Genomic DNA, 16,657 nt, shown 5'->3' on the forward strand with positions numbered 1-16,657 from the left:
CGCAAACATAAAGCCCAACCTGCACGCCGCGACGAAATGATGCCCTGAAAATAAATGAAACTTGGCGCAAACCGGGCCAGTCAATCTTTACGTACTGACTTTCCCCGTTAATGTTCCAAGGAGAATCACCATGGGTAGCACGAGCGATAAAGTGAAAGGCATGGCCAACGAAGCGGTCGGCAACGTCAAGCAGGGTGTCGGCAAAGCCACCGACAACACCAAACTGCAAGCCGAAGGCAAAGTGCAAGAGAAGAAGGGCGAGGCCCAGCAAGCAGTGGGCAAAGCCAAGGACGCGGTCAAGAAGGGCGTCGACAAGGCCTGATCCGGCCTTGAACGAAACAGCGAAGCGGCCATCCAAGGATGGCCGTTTTCGTATCCCGCTCACATGCGGTCACGGAACACAGTGTTTCAAAGTCGCCAAGTGAGCTACTTTGATGAGAGAAAAACGGCCCCTGAGTCGCCACGACTTCAACCTGTTCTGCGGCGAAAGGAGACGCGAATGATTTTTCCGGACATGAAAGGTCTGCCCCTGCACCGGGTGATGGTGCGCACGGTCACCGAATTCGTCGACGACGAGATGTCGACCTATGCCTCGGCACTGGCCTACCAGATGCTGTTTTCGCTGTTCCCGTTCATTCTGTTCCTGATTGCCCTGATCGGTTTTCTGCACCTGCCGGACTTCTTCTCCTGGCTGCGCCTGCAATCGGAGCTGGTGTTGCCGCCCCAGGCGCTGGAGCAGGTCAACCCGGTGATCGATCAACTGCAGCAATCCAAGGGCGGCCTGCTTTCGGTGGGTATCGTCATCGCCCTGTACACCGCGTCTGCCGGCGTGCGCCTGATGATGAGCGCAATGAACGCCGCCTACGACGTGGTCGAGGGCCGGCCTCTGTGGAAGCGGTTTCCGCTGTCGATCATCTACACCGTCGGCATCGCCGGCATGTTGCTGGTGGCCGCAGCGCTGATGGTGCTCGGCCCGCAGGTGATGGGGTGGATCGCCGCGCAGGTCGGTCTCGAAGAAGTGATCGTCACCCTGTGGACCATCGCCCGCTGGCCGGTGATCGTGATTCTGATGATGGTGGCCGTGGCGCTGATCTATTACGTGATGCCCGACGTCAAACAGGAATTTCGTTTCATCACCCCCGGCTCGGTGCTGGCGGTGGTGGTGTGGATCATCGCGTCCCTGGGCTTCGCGTTCTACGTCAAGACGTTCGCCAACTACAACGCCATGTATGGCAGCATCGGTGCAATCATCGTGCTGTTGCTGTATTTCTACATTTCCGCCGCCGTGTTGTTGCTCGGTGCGGAGATGAATGCGGTGATCGAACACATGTCCAGCGAGGGCAAGGATTCGGGCGAGAAAGTCCCCGGCGAACTCGATGAACATCCCAAACAACACGTTTCCGGCCTCGGGCGCGATCACTCGCTCAAGCCGAACACTGACGAAGCCTGATCATGATCCGTGAAATCCTGAAGATGGGCGACGAACGCCTGCTGCGCATCGCCCCGCCAGTGCCCGCCGAAATGCTCGACAGTCCCGAGCTGTGGCAATTGATCGACGACATGTTCCAGACCATGGAAAGCGTCGGCGGCGTCGGTCTCGCCGCGCCGCAGATCGGTGTCGATCTGCAACTGGTGATCTTCGGTTTCGAGCACAGCGAGCGTTATCCGGACGCCGAAGCGGTGCCGCAGACGATCCTGATCAACCCGCTGATCACGCCGCTCAGTCCGTTGATGGAAGAGGGTTTTGAGGGTTGCCTGTCGGTGCCGGGTCTGCGGGGCGCGGTGGATCGATACCAGCGGATCCGTTACGAAGGCGTCGACCCCAAGGGTGAGCCGATCTCGCGGGTGGCCTCAGGGTTCCATGCGCGGGTGGTACAGCATGAATGCGATCACCTGATCGGGCGTTTGTACCCTTCGCGCATTACCGATTTCAGCAAGTTCGGTTTTACCGAAGTCATGTTTCCGGACCTTGACCCCAACGTCGACGACTGACTAACCCGCGCGCGGCGCAAGCTCCATGGCAATCATCGGCTTGCTCCGCGCATAACGACTCAAGCGCTCGGCCATGGCCTGGGGCAGGGCGGGGTCGAAAGTGAAGCCGCGCCGCTCGTAGAAACCGCGCAAGTCCGGGTGGCAGAACAGCCACACCGGCATATCCACACCCTTCACCGCTTCGGCAATCAGCTGTGCGGCAATGCCTTGCTCACGGCAGGCCGGATCGACGAACAACCCGGTCAACCAATGTCCGCCGAACACCGGCCGCAGACACAACGCCGCCACGATTTCCTCTCGCCGCGCCACCCATAATTGCGCCTCGCGCACCGCTTTCATCGACGAGTGATGCTGGCGGTAGAACTTGTTCATCAAGGGCCAGGACAGGTCGTCGAGCTGGCTGTAACGGATGTCGGTCATGAATCGGACTGCCGGTGCAAAGCCGCGGATTATAAAACAACGTGCCCGCCGGGATAGGTGTATACCTGATCTCACATCCCCTCTGAGTGGAGTACGCATCATGTCCAAAGGTATGGATTCGAAGAAAGCCGCGAAGAAGAAACCGGCCAAGACCGCCATCGAAAAACGCCACGAAAAGAGGGCGAAAAAAGTCGACATTTTTGGCCATTGATCACGCCTCTCGGGAGCCCGGATTCGGGCTCCTGTCTTGTCCTTGAAATCAGCGTCCTTAAAAAAAACCGCAAAAATAATCTGCAAGATTTCCCGTTGGTGTTGCACAGAACGATCAGACCCTCGTTCCGAGCCACGCCATGCCCCACTATTTCGACGATGCCCATCGCCAACAGATCGAAACCCTGCGCCAGCGCTTCACCGCCCGCACCGAGTGGCCGACCTGGCTGCTGCTGATCGGCGTGCACGGCGGCTGGTTCGCGATTGTGCTGGGCAGTGAATGGCTCGGCCTCGGGTGGAGCACGCTGCTGCTGATTCCGTTACTGGTGCTGTGGCTGTCGGTGCAGCACGAATTGCTCCACGGTCATCCGACGCGCTGGACCTTCGTCAACAAAATCCTCGGCTATGCGCCATTTGCGGTGTGGTATCCCTACACGCTCTATCGCGACAGCCATTTGCAGCACCATCGCGACGAAGACCTGACGATTCCCGGCGTCGATCCCGAAAGCCGTTACCTGAGCGCCGAGCGCTGGCAGGGCCGTTCGTTGTTCGAACGCAGTCTGCACTGGCTGAACAAGACCGTATTGGGCCGCTTCATTCTTGGTGCGCCGCTGGCGTTGCTGGCGCTGGCCGGTGAAGAACTGCAACGTCTGAAAAGCGGCGAGCGCCAGGCTTGGCTGATGTGGTTGACCCACGGCGCCTTGACCGTGCTGATGCTGTTCTTCATCGCGCGCTACAGCGTGTTGCCGGTGTGGCATTACCTGTTTTTGATCAGTGTGCCGGCGCTGTCGATCGCGATGGTCCGCTCCTACTATGAACACCGACCGCACGAGAGGCCGGAACAGCGCACGGTACTCAACGAAGCCGGATGGCCATGGCGCTGGCTGTTCCTGAACCTGAATTTCCATCTGGTACACCACGACTTGCCGAAGCTGTCATGGTACGACTTGCCCAAGGCCTATCGCATGCGCCGGGAGCAATGGGTGGCGCGCAGCGGCGGGTTTCTGGTGCAAGGTTATGGGCAACTGTGGCGCCGGCACGGCATCAAGCCGATCGACAGCCCGCAGCATCCGTTTATTTGAGGCCAGCATGACGTCAGGTTACGCAGAACTGTTGATGTACATCGCACCCGAGCCGATTCGCGCGGCGAACGAGCAGTGGCTGGCGCGGATTCTCGAACACCTGGGCCGTTCGCGGCTCGATGCCGAAGGCCTGTCGCTGCTTGAACTCTGGCGCTCGCCTGAGTTGCTATTGACCCAGACCTGCGGCTATCCGCTGATGACCGCGCTGCGTGGGCAGGTCAGGATTGTCGGCCGTCCGCGCTACGAATTGCCCGACGCCAGCGCCGGCAACCATTGCAGCCTGATCCTCGCCCGCGCCGAGGATCCGCGCCGCAATCTGGCGGAGTTCTTCGACAGTCGCGGGGTGATCAACAGCGAGGACTCCAACAGCGGCATGAACCTGTTGCGTCAGCGTTTGGCGCCGCTGCATCGGGACGGTCAGTTTTACGCCTCTGTGGGCATCAGTGGCGGGCATCGCGAAAGCCTGCGCTGGTTGCGCGAAGACCGTGCCGATCTGGCTGCCATCGACAGCGTGACCTTTGCGTACCTGGCGCAGTACGCCGCCGCAGAGGTCAGCGGCTTGCGGGTGGTAGCGCGCAGCGCGTTCAGCCCGACCTTGCCCTTTATCACCGCTGCCAGCACGACGGACGAGCAGATCGAACACTTGCGCCGGGCCATGAACCGCAGCCTCAAAGACTTGCCGGACGTGGCCCGAGTCCTTGGTTTGCCCGAAGTCCTGCCCGCCAGTGAAAGTGATTACCTCGTCCTGCTGGATTATCAGCGCGAGGCCGAAGAACTGGGTTATGGTCGCTTGCGCTAGCAGTCTCTTGTAATTCACTAATGGAATATAAAAATTCTTTTTAAGTATTTTTAACGCATAAGGCGCCTTGCTAGGATCGCGCCACCGGACGACCGGACATTCAGCGACCCTTGACCAAGGAGCCCCCATGTCCGGCGCCGACTCATCCCATCGCAATCATGTGCACACGTTGTTTGGCGACCATTACCAGTGGTTGTGCACACGTCTGCGTCGGCAATCGAATGATGCGGCCACCGCCGAAGACATCGCCGCCGAAACCTTCGCGCAACTGCTCGAAGCCCCGGGCCTGACCGCCATCCGTGAACCCCGCGCCTTGCTCACCACCATCGCCCAACGCCTGCTGTACGAGCGCTGGCGGCGGGGCGATCTGGAGCGTCGACATCTGCACCAACTGCAACAGGGCGACCTCGATCACCCGCCGTCTCCCGAAGAACTCGCCGACCTGTCGCAAAGCCTCAAGCATTTGGACCGCACGCTCCAGCGCCTGCCGGGCAAAGTCCGCTCGACCTTTCTGCTGGCGCGCATTGACGGCCTGACCTACCCGCAAATCGCTGCCGAACTGGGCATCTCCCAGCGTTCGGTGAGCCTGTACATGACCCGTTCCCAGGCCCTGTGCAACCGCCACAGCGCCAACCAAACCCTGACTTCCTCCCAGAACAAGAGGTCCGCATGAGATCGCTCAAAACCCTGCTCGGCAGTTCGCTGCTGGCCCTGACCCTGACTGCCGGCCACGCCGTGTCAGCGGAAAAAACCGCGCCGATTCACTTCGGTGACATCACTTGGGAAAGCGGCAGCTTCATCACCGAAGTGCTGCGCCTGATCGTCGAGAAAGGCTACGGCTACCCGACCGACACCCTGCCGGGCAGCACCGTCAGCCTGGAGGCGGCGCTGGCGAAAAACGACATTCAGGTGATCGGCGAAGAGTGGGCAGGGCGTAGTCCCGCGTGGGTCAAGGCTGCCGCCGAGGGCAAGGTGTTTGGCCTCGGCGACACGGTGAAGGGCGCCACCGAAGGCTGGTGGGTGCCGGAATACGTGATCAAGGGTGACCCGGAGCGCGGGATCAAACCGCTGGCGCCGGAACTGAAATCCGTGGCCGACCTGCCGCGCTACAAGGATGTGTTCAAGGACCCGGAAGACCCGAGCCGTGGGCGTTTCCTCAACAGCCCGACCGGCTGGACTTCGGAAATCGTCAACAGCCAGAAACTCAAGGCGTATGCGTTGAGCGACAGTTACGTCAACTTCCGCACCGGCTCCGGCGCGGCGCTGGATGCCGAGGTGGCGTCGTCGATCAAGCGGGGCAAACCGGTGCTGTTCTACTACTGGTCGCCGACGCCGCTGCTCGGTCGCTTCAAACTGGTGAAGCTGGAAGAGCCACCGTTCGACGCCGAAGCCTGGAAAACCCTGGCCGATGCCACCAACCCCAATCCGAGAGGCACCCGCTCGATGCCGGCGAGCCTGGCGATTGGCGTGTCGGCGCCGTTCAAGGCGCAGTACCCGGAACTGGTGACGTTCTTTGAAAAGGTCGACTTGCCGATCGATCTGCTGAACCAGACCCTGGCCGGGATGAGCGAGAAGCGCCAGCAGCCACGCCAGGTCGCCGAAGCGTTTCTGCGCGATCAACCGCAAGTGTGGAAGCCTTGGGTTCCGGGTGATGTGGCAAACAAGGTGAGCAGCAGTTTGTAGTTCTTTCCGATGTTTTTGTAGTGCTGCACCGACACCATCGCGGGCAGGCCCGCTCCCACAGGGTTGTGCGCAATGTTAAAGCCAGCGTGGTACCTGTGGGAGCGCGGCTTGCCCGCGATGGCGTCCGACCGGCAAAAACGTTTTTGCGCTGAACCGTTTCTCGTCCGCTTCCTGTCCGAACTCCCGCATTACTGGCCGACTAGTGGCCTTGCGCAAGGCCTTGCGCTGTCTATGCTCATTCATAACTAACTATGTCGACCGCCATTCAAAGCGCTCCGACGGCAATCGGTTAGCCGTGAACAAAGCTGCCAGAGTGCGCAATCCAAGGCACCGACACTTGACCGACAAGGAGCTGTTTTTTAAATGGAAGTTCTTCTGCATGTTAGGAATGGCCCGCCCGCGGGCTATCAAGAAAAGGATGTCTTGATTAGAGCGTCGCTGCATGGACTCTTTGATTAATCATCGCTTATCACCTGACAACTTCCTCCCGTGGAGGAAGGCGTGTGCCTGTTCTGTGGAACGTAGTGGTGGATTCTGAAAGACCTGAACTTTCATCAAATCAAAAGAACGCGCGGAAGGTGATAGAGACATGTTCAACCTACATCACAAGGCTGATCTGCAGGAAATCGAACGTTTCAGCTGTGCCCTGACCGAAGCCAACGCCAAGCTGGCGGCGATCAGCCGTTCGATGGCAATGATCGAATTCACCCCCGAGGGCATCGTTCTGGATGCCAATGAGAACTTCTGCAAGACCATGGGCTACAGCGCCGATGAAGTGCGTGGCAAACATCACCGGATTTTTTGTGAAGAAGAATTTTATCGCAGCGAGGAATACGCCAAGTTGTGGCGTGACCTGGCCCGTGGCGAACCCATCAGCGGGACTTTCCTGCGCTTGAACAAGAGTGGGCGGGAGATCTGGCTCGAAGCCAGTTACATGCCGGTGTATGGCCCGGACAAACAAGTCAGAAGTGTGATCAAAGTGGCGGCGGACATCACCGCGCGTGTGAACAAGGAAAAGGAAGAAGAGAGCATGCTGGCGGCGATCGGTCGCTCTATGGCGGTGATCGAGTTCACCCCGGAAGGCAATGTGATCACGGCCAACGACAACTTCCTCAAGACCATGCAGTACTCGCTCAACGAAATCGTTGGCCATCATCACAGTCTGTTCTGTCATCGGGTCGAAGCCGAGTCCGCGCAGTACAAGGCGTTCTGGGCATCGCTCAATCGCGGCGAATATCACTCGCACCGCTTCGAGCGCAAGAACAAGTCCGGACAGACCGTTTACCTCGAAGCGTCGTACAACCCGCTGTTCGACGCCAAGGGCCGGTTGTACAAAGTGGTGAAGTTCGCTAGCGATATCACTCACCAGATGACTACCTTGCAGACCGCTGCGGAATCGGCCCACAGCACTTCGGTACAAAACGACGCCTGCGCGCAAAAAGGCTCACAGGTCGTGCAGCAAACGGTGCAGATCATTCAGGACATTTCCCGCGACCTCAACGAAGCGGCGCTGAGCATCGATGCAGTCAGCAAGCAGTCGGACATCATCGGCACCATCGTCCAGACCATTCGCGGGATTGCCGACCAGACCAACCTGCTGGCGCTCAACGCCGCCATCGAAGCGGCGCGCGCGGGTGAACACGGGCGTGGTTTTGCGGTGGTGGCGGATGAAGTGCGCAGCCTCGCGGCGCGAACCAGCCAGGCGACCGTGGAGATCGTCGACGTGGTGCGCAAGAACCATGAGCTGTCACTGAGCGCAGTGTCGAGCATGCAGTCGAGCCTGAGCCGCACCGGGCTCGGGGTGGAACTGGCGAACGAGGCGGGGGATGCGATTCGGGAGATTCAGCAGGGCTCGCGGCATGTGGTGGATGCGATCAGCCAGTTCAACGAGACGTTGCAGTTGAACTGACTGATCGCAACATCCGAAAAACCTGTGGGAGCGGGCAAGCCCGCTCCCACAGGTGTCAGTGTTTAATCCGATTCAACCGGCAGCAGTCAGAGCGAAGCGAGGAACTTGTCAGCCGACTCGTCGCTGATCTTCGCCGAGTTGGCGTCTTGCTTGTTCTGCTTCTCGGCTTCGGCCAGCTTCATCTTGTCCTGCAGTCGCTCGGCGATTTCTTTGCCGATGGCCAGTTGTTTCTCCGGCGGCATGGCTTTGATGTCGTCTTCGGTCAGGCCCATTTCCTTGAGGATACTGTCGCGCAGACGCTGTTCCGGCGTTTTGCTCATGTAGTCCTTGAATTCATCCAGGGCCGATGAGCCTGTGGATTTGCTCGGCGAAGTATCGGAGGTTTGCAGGGCGACACGGGTCTTGGCGAACGCTTCGTCGACGTTGTCGCTGATACGCGTGGCTTCGCTGACTTGCTGGGTCGCCAGTTGGGTGGCTGATTCCTGCACTTTGGCGTTGGCTTCGGCGGTTTGCGCCTGGGCCTGGTTTTGCAGGGTCTGCAGCATCGCGCCATGCAGACCGCCTTGCAGGCCGGCCGCGGCCGTGGCGGTTGCATCGTCATTCAGCGGCTTGGGCAGGTGGATGATTTGCTGTTGTTTTGCACTGACCAACATGATGAAAGGACCTGTAGGTAATGACTGTCAGCCCTAGGGAGCAATTACCATGCCTATCTAATAATTTCTTTTATTTCAATGGCTTGTGGTTTTTGGTGAACCGGCAAAGCGGTCATCCCTTGCCGGTGGGCGGCAGAGGATGACCGTTGTCCGTCAGCGATGGGCGATGTTTTCCAGCGCCAGATTGCGGGTGCGGGGGCCGAAGTAGCCGATGGTCAGCATCACGATCAGCATGCTGGCGACGATGAACGCCAACACGCCCGGTGTCCCGAAGTGATCGAGGAACAGACCGATCAGCAGGCTGCTGAACACCGTCGACAAGCGACTGAACGAATAGCAGAACCCCACCGCCCGGGCGCGGATGTTGGTGGGGAACAGTTCGCTCTGATAGGAGTGATAACTGAAGCTCAGCCAGGCGTTGCAGAAGGTGATCATCACCCCGCAGAAGATCAGGCCGAAGGCGCTGGTCTGCAACGCGAACAAGGTACCGAAAGTCATGGCACCGAGGGCTGAACCGACGATCTGCCATTTGTTCTCGAAGCGGTTGGCGAATTTGACGAACAGCAGCGGCCCGAGCGGGTAGGCGAGGGTGATGATGAACGCGTACATCAGGCTGTGCGTGACGCTGACGCCCTGGCCGGAGAGCAATGCTGGCAGCCAGTTGCCGAAGCCGAAGAAACCGATGGCCTGGAAGATGTGGAAGACGATCAGCATCAACGCGCGGCGGCGATAGGGCGGTTGCCAGATATCGGCGAAACGGCCCTTGCCTTCAACGTCGACGGCTACCGCTTCCGGCGCATCCAGTGCCTGACGGTGATCCTTCTCACAACGCGCCTCGATACCGTCAAGAATCCGGTTCGCCTCATCGAAACGGCCATGCTGGGCCAGCCAGCGCGGTGACTCCGGCAGACGCTTGCGCAACCACCAGATGAACAGCGCAAACACCGCACTGGCCAACACCACCCAACGCCAGCCGGACACCCCGAACGGCGCCTGTGGCACCAGCCACCAGGACATCAGCGCCACCGCTGGCACCGACAGGAACTGCACGAAAAACGCGAAGGCAAACGCCGAACTGCGCATGCGCTTGGGCACCAGTTCCGAGAGGTAGGCGTCGATGGTCACCAGTTCGATGCCGAGGCCGATGCCCACCAGAAAACGCATGCAGATGATCCCCAACGCCGAACTCTGCACGCCCATCAGTACCGTGGCCACGGTGTACCAGACCAGCGCGAAGGTGAAGATCGCCCGCCGACCGAACCGATCGGCCATCGGGCTCAGCAGACTGGCGCCGAGAAACAAACCGAGGAACGTCGCTGAGGCGAACGCAGCCTGATCGGAGAAACCGAACACGCCCTGATTGCCGGTGGCGAAGATGCCATCGCGGATCAGGCCGGGGCTGATGTAGGCGGTCTGGAACAGGTCGTAGAGTTCGAAAAAACCACCGATCGACAGCAGCGCCACCAGCCGCCAGAGGGTGGCGACTGCGGGGAGGCGGTCGATGCGGGCGGAAATCTCGGCGGCGCGTATCGGGTCGATGCCGTCGCGTTGCGCGGCGGGGGCGTGTGCAGTCATGGGCTGATCCATTTTTTATTGATGGAAAAGCTTAGCCTGCTATCGGAAATCAAGGATTGTTTATATCGGCGGTTGGTGAGGGAAAACCGCCGATTTCTTGCAATATCCGCTTACCAATTAACGATTTATGTCGCGGGCTGCGCATCCGGTAGTGCCGATGCCGGAAGGCCGAACACCTTATCGAACAGCCAGTTGAACGCGAAGGTGTAGCAAGGGATGAACACGATCAGTGCCAGATCCAGCAAAAAGGCCTGCACCAGACTGATGTTCATCCACCACGCGATCAGCGGAATCAGGAACACGATCAGCGTCAGCTGGAAGCCGACGGCGTGGGCGATGCGCCGTTTCACCGTGCGGGTGCGCGACACCTGACGGCTTTCCCAGCGCTCGAACAGCGAGGTGTAGATGAAGTTCCAGGTCACGGCGATGCTGGTGATGATCACCGCCAGCGGGCCGGTGCTGCCGGGCGAGGTGCCGGACAACAAGGCCAGGCCCAGGGCGGAGAAGGTCATGCCGATCACTTCATAGAGCGACACATAGACCAGTTTGCGTTTAACGCCTTGCATGGGGAATTGCCTCTTTCTTGCGACTTGTGGCCAGTGGGGCTGGCGAAGGCGACGAAAGATAGCTTCAATGCAGGTGACAGAAAAAGTCAGTAGCTTTCAGTTTTATTGATAGGTGTGTGAAGTGAATTTCAACAGTGAAAGCATCGAACTGTTTCTCGCCGTGATTGAGCGCGGCTCGTTTTCCGCAGCGGCCAGGGTATTGGGCAAAGTCCCGTCGGCGGTGAGCATGGCCATCGGCAATCTGGAGGCCGAACTCGGTTACTCGCTGTTTGATCGCAGCCATCGCGAACCGCAACCGACGGCAATGGCGCTGTCGCTGGTGCCCCATGCGCGGCTGATCGCCGATCAGCTCAAGCAATTGCAGGTGCATGCGGTGCAGTTGTCGCTGGGGCTGGAGAGCAAGTTGTCGATAGGTGTGGCGGCGGATATCGACCGCCGACGTTTGCTGACAGCGATCAAGGACATCAGCGAGCGTCATCCGCTGCTCGACATTGAAGTGCTGACTGCACCGCAAGATGACGTGCTGGCGATGCTTCACAGTGGTCGAGTCAACGTGTGCCTGGCGTTCGCCGGGTTGAGCGTGAATGTGCTGGAACGGTTTCAGTTCGTCGGCAGTGAACGGATGATCGCCACGCTGGCGGCGGACAGCCCGTTGTTGCAGGGGCAGGATCTGTTTCTCGAGGACTTGGTGCATGTGCGGCAGATCGTCGTCGGCAGTCGTGATTTGCCGATCAGCGAAACCCGGCCACTGGTGGCCGAATCCCACTGGCGCACCGACAACCTGGAAACGGCGCTGGAGATGGTCGAGGCAGGGTTGGGCTGGGGCAATTTTCCGCTGTCGGTGGTGCAGCCCTGGCTTGATAGCGGACGGCTCAAACGCCTGAATTTCCGCAACATCGAAAACGGCCTGGTGCTGCCGGTGCATGCGGTATGGCTCAAGAGCCAGCCGCTACAGAAGGGTGCGGCGGCATTGGTTGAAATACTCGGACGGTGATCGTTCCCACGCTCCGCGTGGGAATGCCTCAATGGACGCTCTGCGTCCGGCTCTGGAAGGGACGCGGAGCGTCCCGGGCTGCATTCCCACGCGGAGCGTGGGAACGATCAAACAGAAGGCTCAGAGGTCAGGTGCTCTCGCGGATTTTGAGTTCGAAGCCCATGTCTTCGACCGGCCGCGCCACGCTGTTGCCCGCCATCAATGTCAGCATCTGTTCCGCTGCACGCTTGCCGATCGCTTCGCGGGGCGTGTTGATGCTGCTCAGGCGCGGCACCATGTGTTCCGACATCGGCAGGTCGTTGAAGCCGAGGATCGCCACTTGCTCGGGGATCCTGATCCCGTTGCGCAGCGCTTCGAGCAGGGCGCCCTGAGCCAGGTCGTCGTTGCCGAAGAAGATCGCATCGACATCCGGATGCGCCGCCAGCAATTGCAGGAACAACTCGCCACCCAGGCCCACGGACGATGAACGCGGGGTCAGCACTTCCAGATCCGGGTCGTAGCGACCGGCCTTCTGCAACGCCTTGCGAAAGCCTTCACCGCGCAGCAGGGTGCGCTGATCGAGTTGCGCGCCGATGTACGCCAGACGCTTGCGGCCACGGGACAGCAAATGTTCGGCAGCCGTTTCGCCGGCGCTGAGCTGGGAGAAACCGACGCAGTTCACCCCGGCGGCGCTGTCCAGCTCCATCATGTAGACGCAGGGAATATTGCTGGCCTCGATCATCCGCCGCGAACTTTCGGTGCGGTCGAAGCCGGTCAACAGCAAGCCGCGCGGCTGATAAGCCATGTAGTTGCGCAGCAGGTTTTCTTCTTCATCGCGGGAATAGTGGAAGTTGCCGATCAGCACTTCGAAGCCTTTGGGCGTGAGCACCCGATGAATGGCTTCCAGGGTGTCGATGAACAGCAGGTTGGACAGCGAGGGCACCAGAACCACCACCGAATGGCTCTGGGCCGAGGCCAGGGCGCGGGCGGCGGGGTTGACCACGTAGTTGAGTTCCAGCGCGGCTTTCTGCACTTTTTCCACCAATTCGGTGGCGACCGTGCTGACCCCACGCAGGGCGCGGGAGGCGGTAATCGGGCTGACGCCGGCCAGGCGGGCGACTTCATTAAGGGTGGGACGGCCGGTGGTGCGGGTGTTTTTATCGTTTTTAGGGGTGGTCATCGGGCGGCTTGCCAAACAAAAATCAAGGCACTAAGGTAGCGCTGTCCTTATGCAGCTGCAAATGCGTAAGCGAGGTCCTGCCTGATCCTCGCTTTTTGGCGTACGGACAAAACCTGCTGCAACCCAAAAAAACGACAAGAAGGCGTCGGCAACTTCTGCCTGTGCACTAGAGTCATAGCTAGCAAAGGTAGCGCTGTCTGCGCGCTGAGGTGTTACATGAATCATCCCATCACCGCCCTGGTCATCATGGGCGTTGCCGGTTGCGGCAAGACGTGCGTCAGCGAGGCCCTGTGCCAATTGAGCGGCGCCACTGCCATTGAAGGCGATACTTTCCATCCGGCCGCGAACATCGAAAAGATGAGCGCGGGGATCCCCCTGAACGACGAAGACCGTGCCGGCTGGCTCGACAGCCTGTGCGACGAACTTCGTCGCGTCGATGCCCTGGGCGAACGCCCGGTGCTGACCTGCTCGGCCCTCAAGCACATTTATCGTGAACGTCTGCGCAGCGCCTTGCCGGGCCTGGGCTTCGTGTTTCTCGAACTAACGCCGGAAGTTGCCGCCGAACGCGTGTCCCACCGTCCGGGCCATTTCATGCCGGCGACCTTGATCGAAAGCCAGTTCGCCACCCTCGAATCGCCCAAGGGCGAGCCGTTGACCCTGGCCCTGAATGCTTCGATCCACAGCGTGGAAGAACTCGCATCGCAAGCTCACGTCTGGTGGCAGGCCCATGGCCTGAAACAGGCGGTATGAGTGTGATTGCGAAGATAGCGCTGTCCTTTCGACTTCTGATTAACCCGCTTTAATAACAACAACAAACCCCAGGAGACACCCCCAATGTTTGGCATGTCCCATGACGCCTATCTGCTGCTCGATGCAGTGGTCACGGTGATCGGACTCATCGTCCTGATCACCAAATTCAAGATTCATCCCTTCATTGCCCTGACCATCGCCGCCGCGTTCCTCGGCCTGACGTCCGGCATGCCGATCGGCACCATCATCAAGGCGTTCCAGGACGGTTTCGGTGGCGTGCTCGGTTTCGTCGGCATCATCCTCGCGCTGGGTACGATGCTCGGCAAGATGATGGCCGAATCCGGCGGTGCCGATCAGATCGCCCAGACCCTGATCCGCGCGTTCGGCAAGGACAAGGTTCAGTGGGCGATGATGTTCGCCGCGTTCCTGGTGGGCATTCCGCTGTTCTTCGAAATTGGCTTCGTGCTGCTGATTCCGCTGGTGTTCATCGTCGCTCGCCGCACCGGTGTGTCGATCATCAAGATCGGTATCCCGCTGCTCGCCGGCCTGTCCGCCGTGCACGGCCTGGTGCCGCCGCACCCGGGCCCACTGCTGGCCATCGGCGTGTTCGGTGCCGACATCGGCAAGACCATTCTGTACGGCCTGATCGTCGCGCTGCCGACCGCCATCATCGCCGGCCCGATCTTCGGTACGTTCATCGCCAAGCACATTCCCGGTACGCCGAATCAGGAACTGGTCGATCAACTGGCCCGTGAGTCGGACTCGCAGGAGCTGCCAAGCTTCGGCATCACCCTGGTCACCGTGCTGCTGCCGGTGTTCCTGATGCTGCTGAAAACCTTCGCTGACGTGGCGCTGCCGGACGGTCATTTCTTCCGCACATGGATGGACATGATCGGTCACCCGATCTCGGCGCTGCTGCTGGCATTGCTGCTGTCGCTGTACACCTTCGGTCACAAGCAGGGCATCGGTTCTCAGCAGATGCTCAAATGGCTCGACGCGAGCTTGGCGCCGACTGCCGCGATCATCCTGATCATCGGTGCCGGTGGTGGCTTCAAGCAGATGCTGGTGACCAGCGGCGTGGGCGACGTGATCGGCCACATGGCGGTCAGCGCGCAGATCTCGCCGATCCTGCTGGCGTGGCTGGTGGCCGCGGTGATCCGCATCGCGACCGGTTCGGCCACCGTGGCGACCATCACCGGTGCAGGCATTGTGGTGCCGGTGGTGGGGATGATTCCGGGCGTGAACCGTGAGCTGCTGGTGCTGGCCACCGGTGCCGGCTCGCTGATTCTGTCCCACGTCAACGACGCCGGTTTCTGGCTGGTGAAGCAGTACTTCAACATGACCGTCGCCGAGACCTTCAAGACCTGGACCGCGATGGAAACCATCCTGTCGGTGGTGGGTTTGGGCTTTATTCTGTTGCTGTCGCTGTTCGTTTAACCTCGAACGCAAGACACAAAAAAACCGCAGCGATGCGGTTTTTTTGTGGGTGCAATTCGCGAGTGATCGTTCCCACGCTCCGCGTGGGAATGCCTCAATGGACGCTCTGCGTCCGCTTTCGGCAGGGACGCGGAGCGTCCCGGGCTGCATTCCCACGCGGAGCGTGGGAACGATCAGGTGGGGAGGAGGCAGTTACTTAGTGCCCAGGCCATCAGCCCGAAACATCCCGCGAATCCCGCGTACGGCCTGACGAATCCGATCCTGGTTTTCGATCAGCGCAAAGCGCACGTGATCGTCGCCGTACTCGCCAAAGCCGACACCCGGCGAGACGCAGACCTTGGCCTCGGCCAGCAGTTTCTTGGCGAATTCCAGCGAGCCGAGGTGCGCGTAGGCGTCGGGAATCTTCGCCCAGACGTACATCGAAGCTTTCGGGTTCTCGACCATCCAGCCCAGCTCATGCAGGCCTTTGACCAGCACATTGCGGCGCTGGCGATATTGCTCGGCGATGTCGCGCACGCATTGCTGATCGCCTTCCAGCGCAGCAATCGCGGCCACCTGCAGCGGGGTAAAGGTGCCGTAGTCGTGGTAGCTCTTGATCCGCGCCAGCGCGCTGACCAGTTCCGGGTTGCCGACCATGAAGCCGATGCGCCAGCCCGCCATGTTGTAGCTCTTGGACAGGGTGAAAAACTCCACCGCAATGTCCTTGGCGCCCGGCACCTGCATGATCGACGGGGCTTTCCAGCCGTCGTAGACGATGTCGGCGTAAGCCAGGTCGTGCACCACCAGTACGTCGTACTGTTTGGCGAGAGCAATCACCCGCTCGAAGAAATCCAGCTCCACGCACTGCGCGGTCGGGTTCGACGGGAAGCCGAGGATCATCATCTTCGGTTTCGGGATCGAGCCGCGAATCGCCCGTTCCAGCTCGGCGAAGAAGTCCACGCCCGGCACCAGCGGCACCGACCGCACCTGGGCGCCGGCAATCACGGCACCGTAGATGTGAATCGGGTAGCTCGGGTTCGGCACCAGCACGGTGTCGCCCTGATCCAGGGTCGCCAGCATCAGGTGCGCCAGGCCTTCCTTGGAACCGATGGTGACGATGGCTTCGCTTTCCGGGTCGATCTCGACCTCGTAGCGTTCCTTGTACCAGTTGGAAATCGCCCGGCGCAGGCGCGGAATGCCCTTGGACGTGGAGTAACCGTGGGTGTCTTCGCGTTGTGCAACCTGCACCAGTTTTTCAACGATGTGCGGCGGCGTGGCGCCGTCGGGGTTGCCCATGCTCAAGTCGATGATGTCTTCGCCGCGACGTCGGGCAGCCATCTTCAGCTCGGCGGTGATGTTGAAAACGTAAGGGGGGAGTCGATCTATGCGCGCAAAGCGGCGCGGCGAACCTTGTTCAGCCATTGTTGCCTCGGATAACGTAAGCGCCCG

16 protein-coding genes and 2 pseudogenes are annotated in these 16,657 nt (G+C 60.2%); 12 read left to right on the top strand and 6 right to left on the bottom strand.

Going from position 1 to position 16,657, the window contains the following annotated elements:
• Positions 1 to 130: 130 nt before the first annotated feature.
• The 3 genes from CAF80_RS22855 to def all read left to right on the top strand — a co-directional run bounded on the left by CAF80_RS22855 (position 131) and on the right by def (position 1,992).
• Positions 131 to 322 (top strand): CsbD family protein, encoded by a 192-nt coding sequence (locus tag CAF80_RS22855; protein ID WP_064598911.1) that lies wholly within the window; start codon positions 131 to 133, stop codon positions 320 to 322.
• Between the two features lie 177 nt (positions 323 to 499).
• Positions 500 to 1,450 (top strand): YihY/virulence factor BrkB family protein, encoded by a 951-nt coding sequence (locus CAF80_RS22860; protein WP_039766115.1) that lies wholly within the window; start codon positions 500 to 502, stop codon positions 1,448 to 1,450.
• A gap of 2 nt (positions 1,451 to 1,452) precedes the next feature.
• The gene (gene def, locus CAF80_RS22865; RefSeq protein WP_085667965.1) at positions 1,453 to 1,992 is read left to right on the top strand and encodes a peptide deformylase; all 540 of its coding nucleotides are present in this window, start codon (positions 1,453 to 1,455) and stop codon (positions 1,990 to 1,992) included.
• On the opposite strand, the gene CAF80_RS22870 is transcribed toward def, so the two are convergent.
• Positions 1,993 to 2,412, bottom strand: coding sequence for a GNAT family N-acetyltransferase (locus CAF80_RS22870; protein WP_085667966.1), 420 nt, complete (start codon positions 2,410 to 2,412; stop codon positions 1,993 to 1,995). It lies immediately after the preceding gene.
• Between the two features lie 350 nt (positions 2,413 to 2,762).
• Between CAF80_RS22870 and CAF80_RS22875 the strand changes: the two genes are divergently transcribed.
• From CAF80_RS22875 to CAF80_RS29310, 6 genes and pseudogenes are all read left to right on the top strand, one after another.
• Positions 2,763 to 3,704 (top strand): fatty acid desaturase, encoded by a 942-nt coding sequence (locus CAF80_RS22875; protein ID WP_085667967.1) that lies wholly within the window; start codon positions 2,763 to 2,765, stop codon positions 3,702 to 3,704.
• A 7-nt stretch (positions 3,705 to 3,711) separates the two neighbouring features.
• Positions 3,712 to 4,503 carry a phosphate/phosphite/phosphonate ABC transporter substrate-binding protein gene (locus CAF80_RS22880; protein ID WP_085667968.1) on the top strand — a complete coding sequence of 264 codons (792 nt, stop codon included), beginning with the start codon at positions 3,712 to 3,714 and terminating at the stop codon, positions 4,501 to 4,503.
• A 127-nt stretch (positions 4,504 to 4,630) separates the two neighbouring features.
• The gene (locus CAF80_RS22885) at positions 4,631 to 5,176 is read left to right on the top strand and encodes a sigma-70 family RNA polymerase sigma factor (protein WP_039766123.1); all 546 of its coding nucleotides are present in this window, start codon (positions 4,631 to 4,633) and stop codon (positions 5,174 to 5,176) included.
• Positions 5,173 to 6,186, top strand: a complete 1,014-nt coding sequence (locus CAF80_RS22890; RefSeq protein ID WP_085667969.1) for an ABC transporter substrate-binding protein — start codon at positions 5,173 to 5,175, stop codon at positions 6,184 to 6,186. Before CAF80_RS22885 ends, CAF80_RS22890 begins: the two co-directional genes overlap by 4 nt.
• 589 nt (positions 6,187 to 6,775) lie before the next feature.
• A pseudogene (locus CAF80_RS29305) lies at positions 6,776 to 7,546 on the top strand (PAS domain-containing protein); the annotation flags it as partial.
• Between the two features lie 120 nt (positions 7,547 to 7,666).
• Positions 7,667 to 8,095, top strand: a pseudogene (locus CAF80_RS29310) (methyl-accepting chemotaxis protein); the annotation flags it as partial.
• A gap of 86 nt (positions 8,096 to 8,181) precedes the next feature.
• Here the strand turns inward: CAF80_RS29310 and CAF80_RS22900 are convergent.
• The 3 genes from CAF80_RS22900 to CAF80_RS22910 form a co-directional block, all read right to left on the bottom strand.
• Positions 8,182 to 8,748 (bottom strand): hypothetical protein, encoded by a 567-nt coding sequence (locus tag CAF80_RS22900; RefSeq protein ID WP_085667971.1) that lies wholly within the window; start codon positions 8,746 to 8,748, stop codon positions 8,182 to 8,184.
• A 153-nt stretch (positions 8,749 to 8,901) separates the two neighbouring features.
• Complete coding sequence (locus CAF80_RS22905) at positions 8,902 to 10,323, bottom strand: MFS transporter (protein WP_085667972.1); 1,422 nt, start codon at positions 10,321 to 10,323, stop codon at positions 8,902 to 8,904.
• 125 nt (positions 10,324 to 10,448) lie between these two features.
• A complete protein-coding gene (locus CAF80_RS22910) occupies positions 10,449 to 10,889 on the bottom strand; it encodes a PACE efflux transporter (RefSeq protein ID WP_039766137.1) in 441 nt (146 codons plus the stop codon).
• A 121-nt stretch (positions 10,890 to 11,010) separates the two neighbouring features.
• Between CAF80_RS22910 and CAF80_RS22915 the strand changes: the two genes are divergently transcribed.
• Positions 11,011 to 11,883, top strand: coding sequence for a LysR family transcriptional regulator (locus tag CAF80_RS22915; RefSeq protein WP_085667973.1), 873 nt, complete (start codon positions 11,011 to 11,013; stop codon positions 11,881 to 11,883).
• A 127-nt stretch (positions 11,884 to 12,010) separates the two neighbouring features.
• Here the strand turns inward: CAF80_RS22915 and CAF80_RS22920 are convergent, their stop codons facing one another.
• Positions 12,011 to 13,042: a LacI family DNA-binding transcriptional regulator gene (locus CAF80_RS22920; protein WP_039766142.1), complete on the bottom strand. Its 1,032-nt coding sequence runs from the start codon at positions 13,040 to 13,042 to the stop codon at positions 12,011 to 12,013.
• 216 nt (positions 13,043 to 13,258) lie between these two features.
• On the opposite strand from CAF80_RS22920, the gene CAF80_RS22925 reads away from it, so the two are divergent.
• Both CAF80_RS22925 and CAF80_RS22930 read left to right on the top strand, forming a co-directional pair.
• Positions 13,259 to 13,792, top strand: coding sequence for a gluconokinase (locus CAF80_RS22925; protein ID WP_007951121.1), 534 nt, complete (start codon positions 13,259 to 13,261; stop codon positions 13,790 to 13,792).
• Between the two features lie 84 nt (positions 13,793 to 13,876).
• Entirely contained in the window at positions 13,877 to 15,229 is a 1,353-nt protein-coding gene (locus CAF80_RS22930; RefSeq protein WP_085667974.1) for a GntP family permease, read from the top strand.
• Positions 15,230 to 15,421: 192 nt separating this feature from the next.
• Here CAF80_RS22930 and alaC read toward each other — a convergent pair whose 3' ends face one another.
• Positions 15,422 to 16,630, bottom strand: coding sequence for an alanine transaminase (gene alaC / locus CAF80_RS22935; protein ID WP_074688274.1), 1,209 nt, complete (start codon positions 16,628 to 16,630; stop codon positions 15,422 to 15,424).
• Positions 16,631 to 16,657: the final 27 nt, after the last annotated feature.

The sequence above is a fragment of the Pseudomonas sp. B34(2017) genome (assembly GCF_002112915.1).
In the GTDB taxonomy this organism is placed as follows: Bacteria; Pseudomonadota; Gammaproteobacteria; order Pseudomonadales; family Pseudomonadaceae; genus Aquipseudomonas; species Aquipseudomonas pharyngis.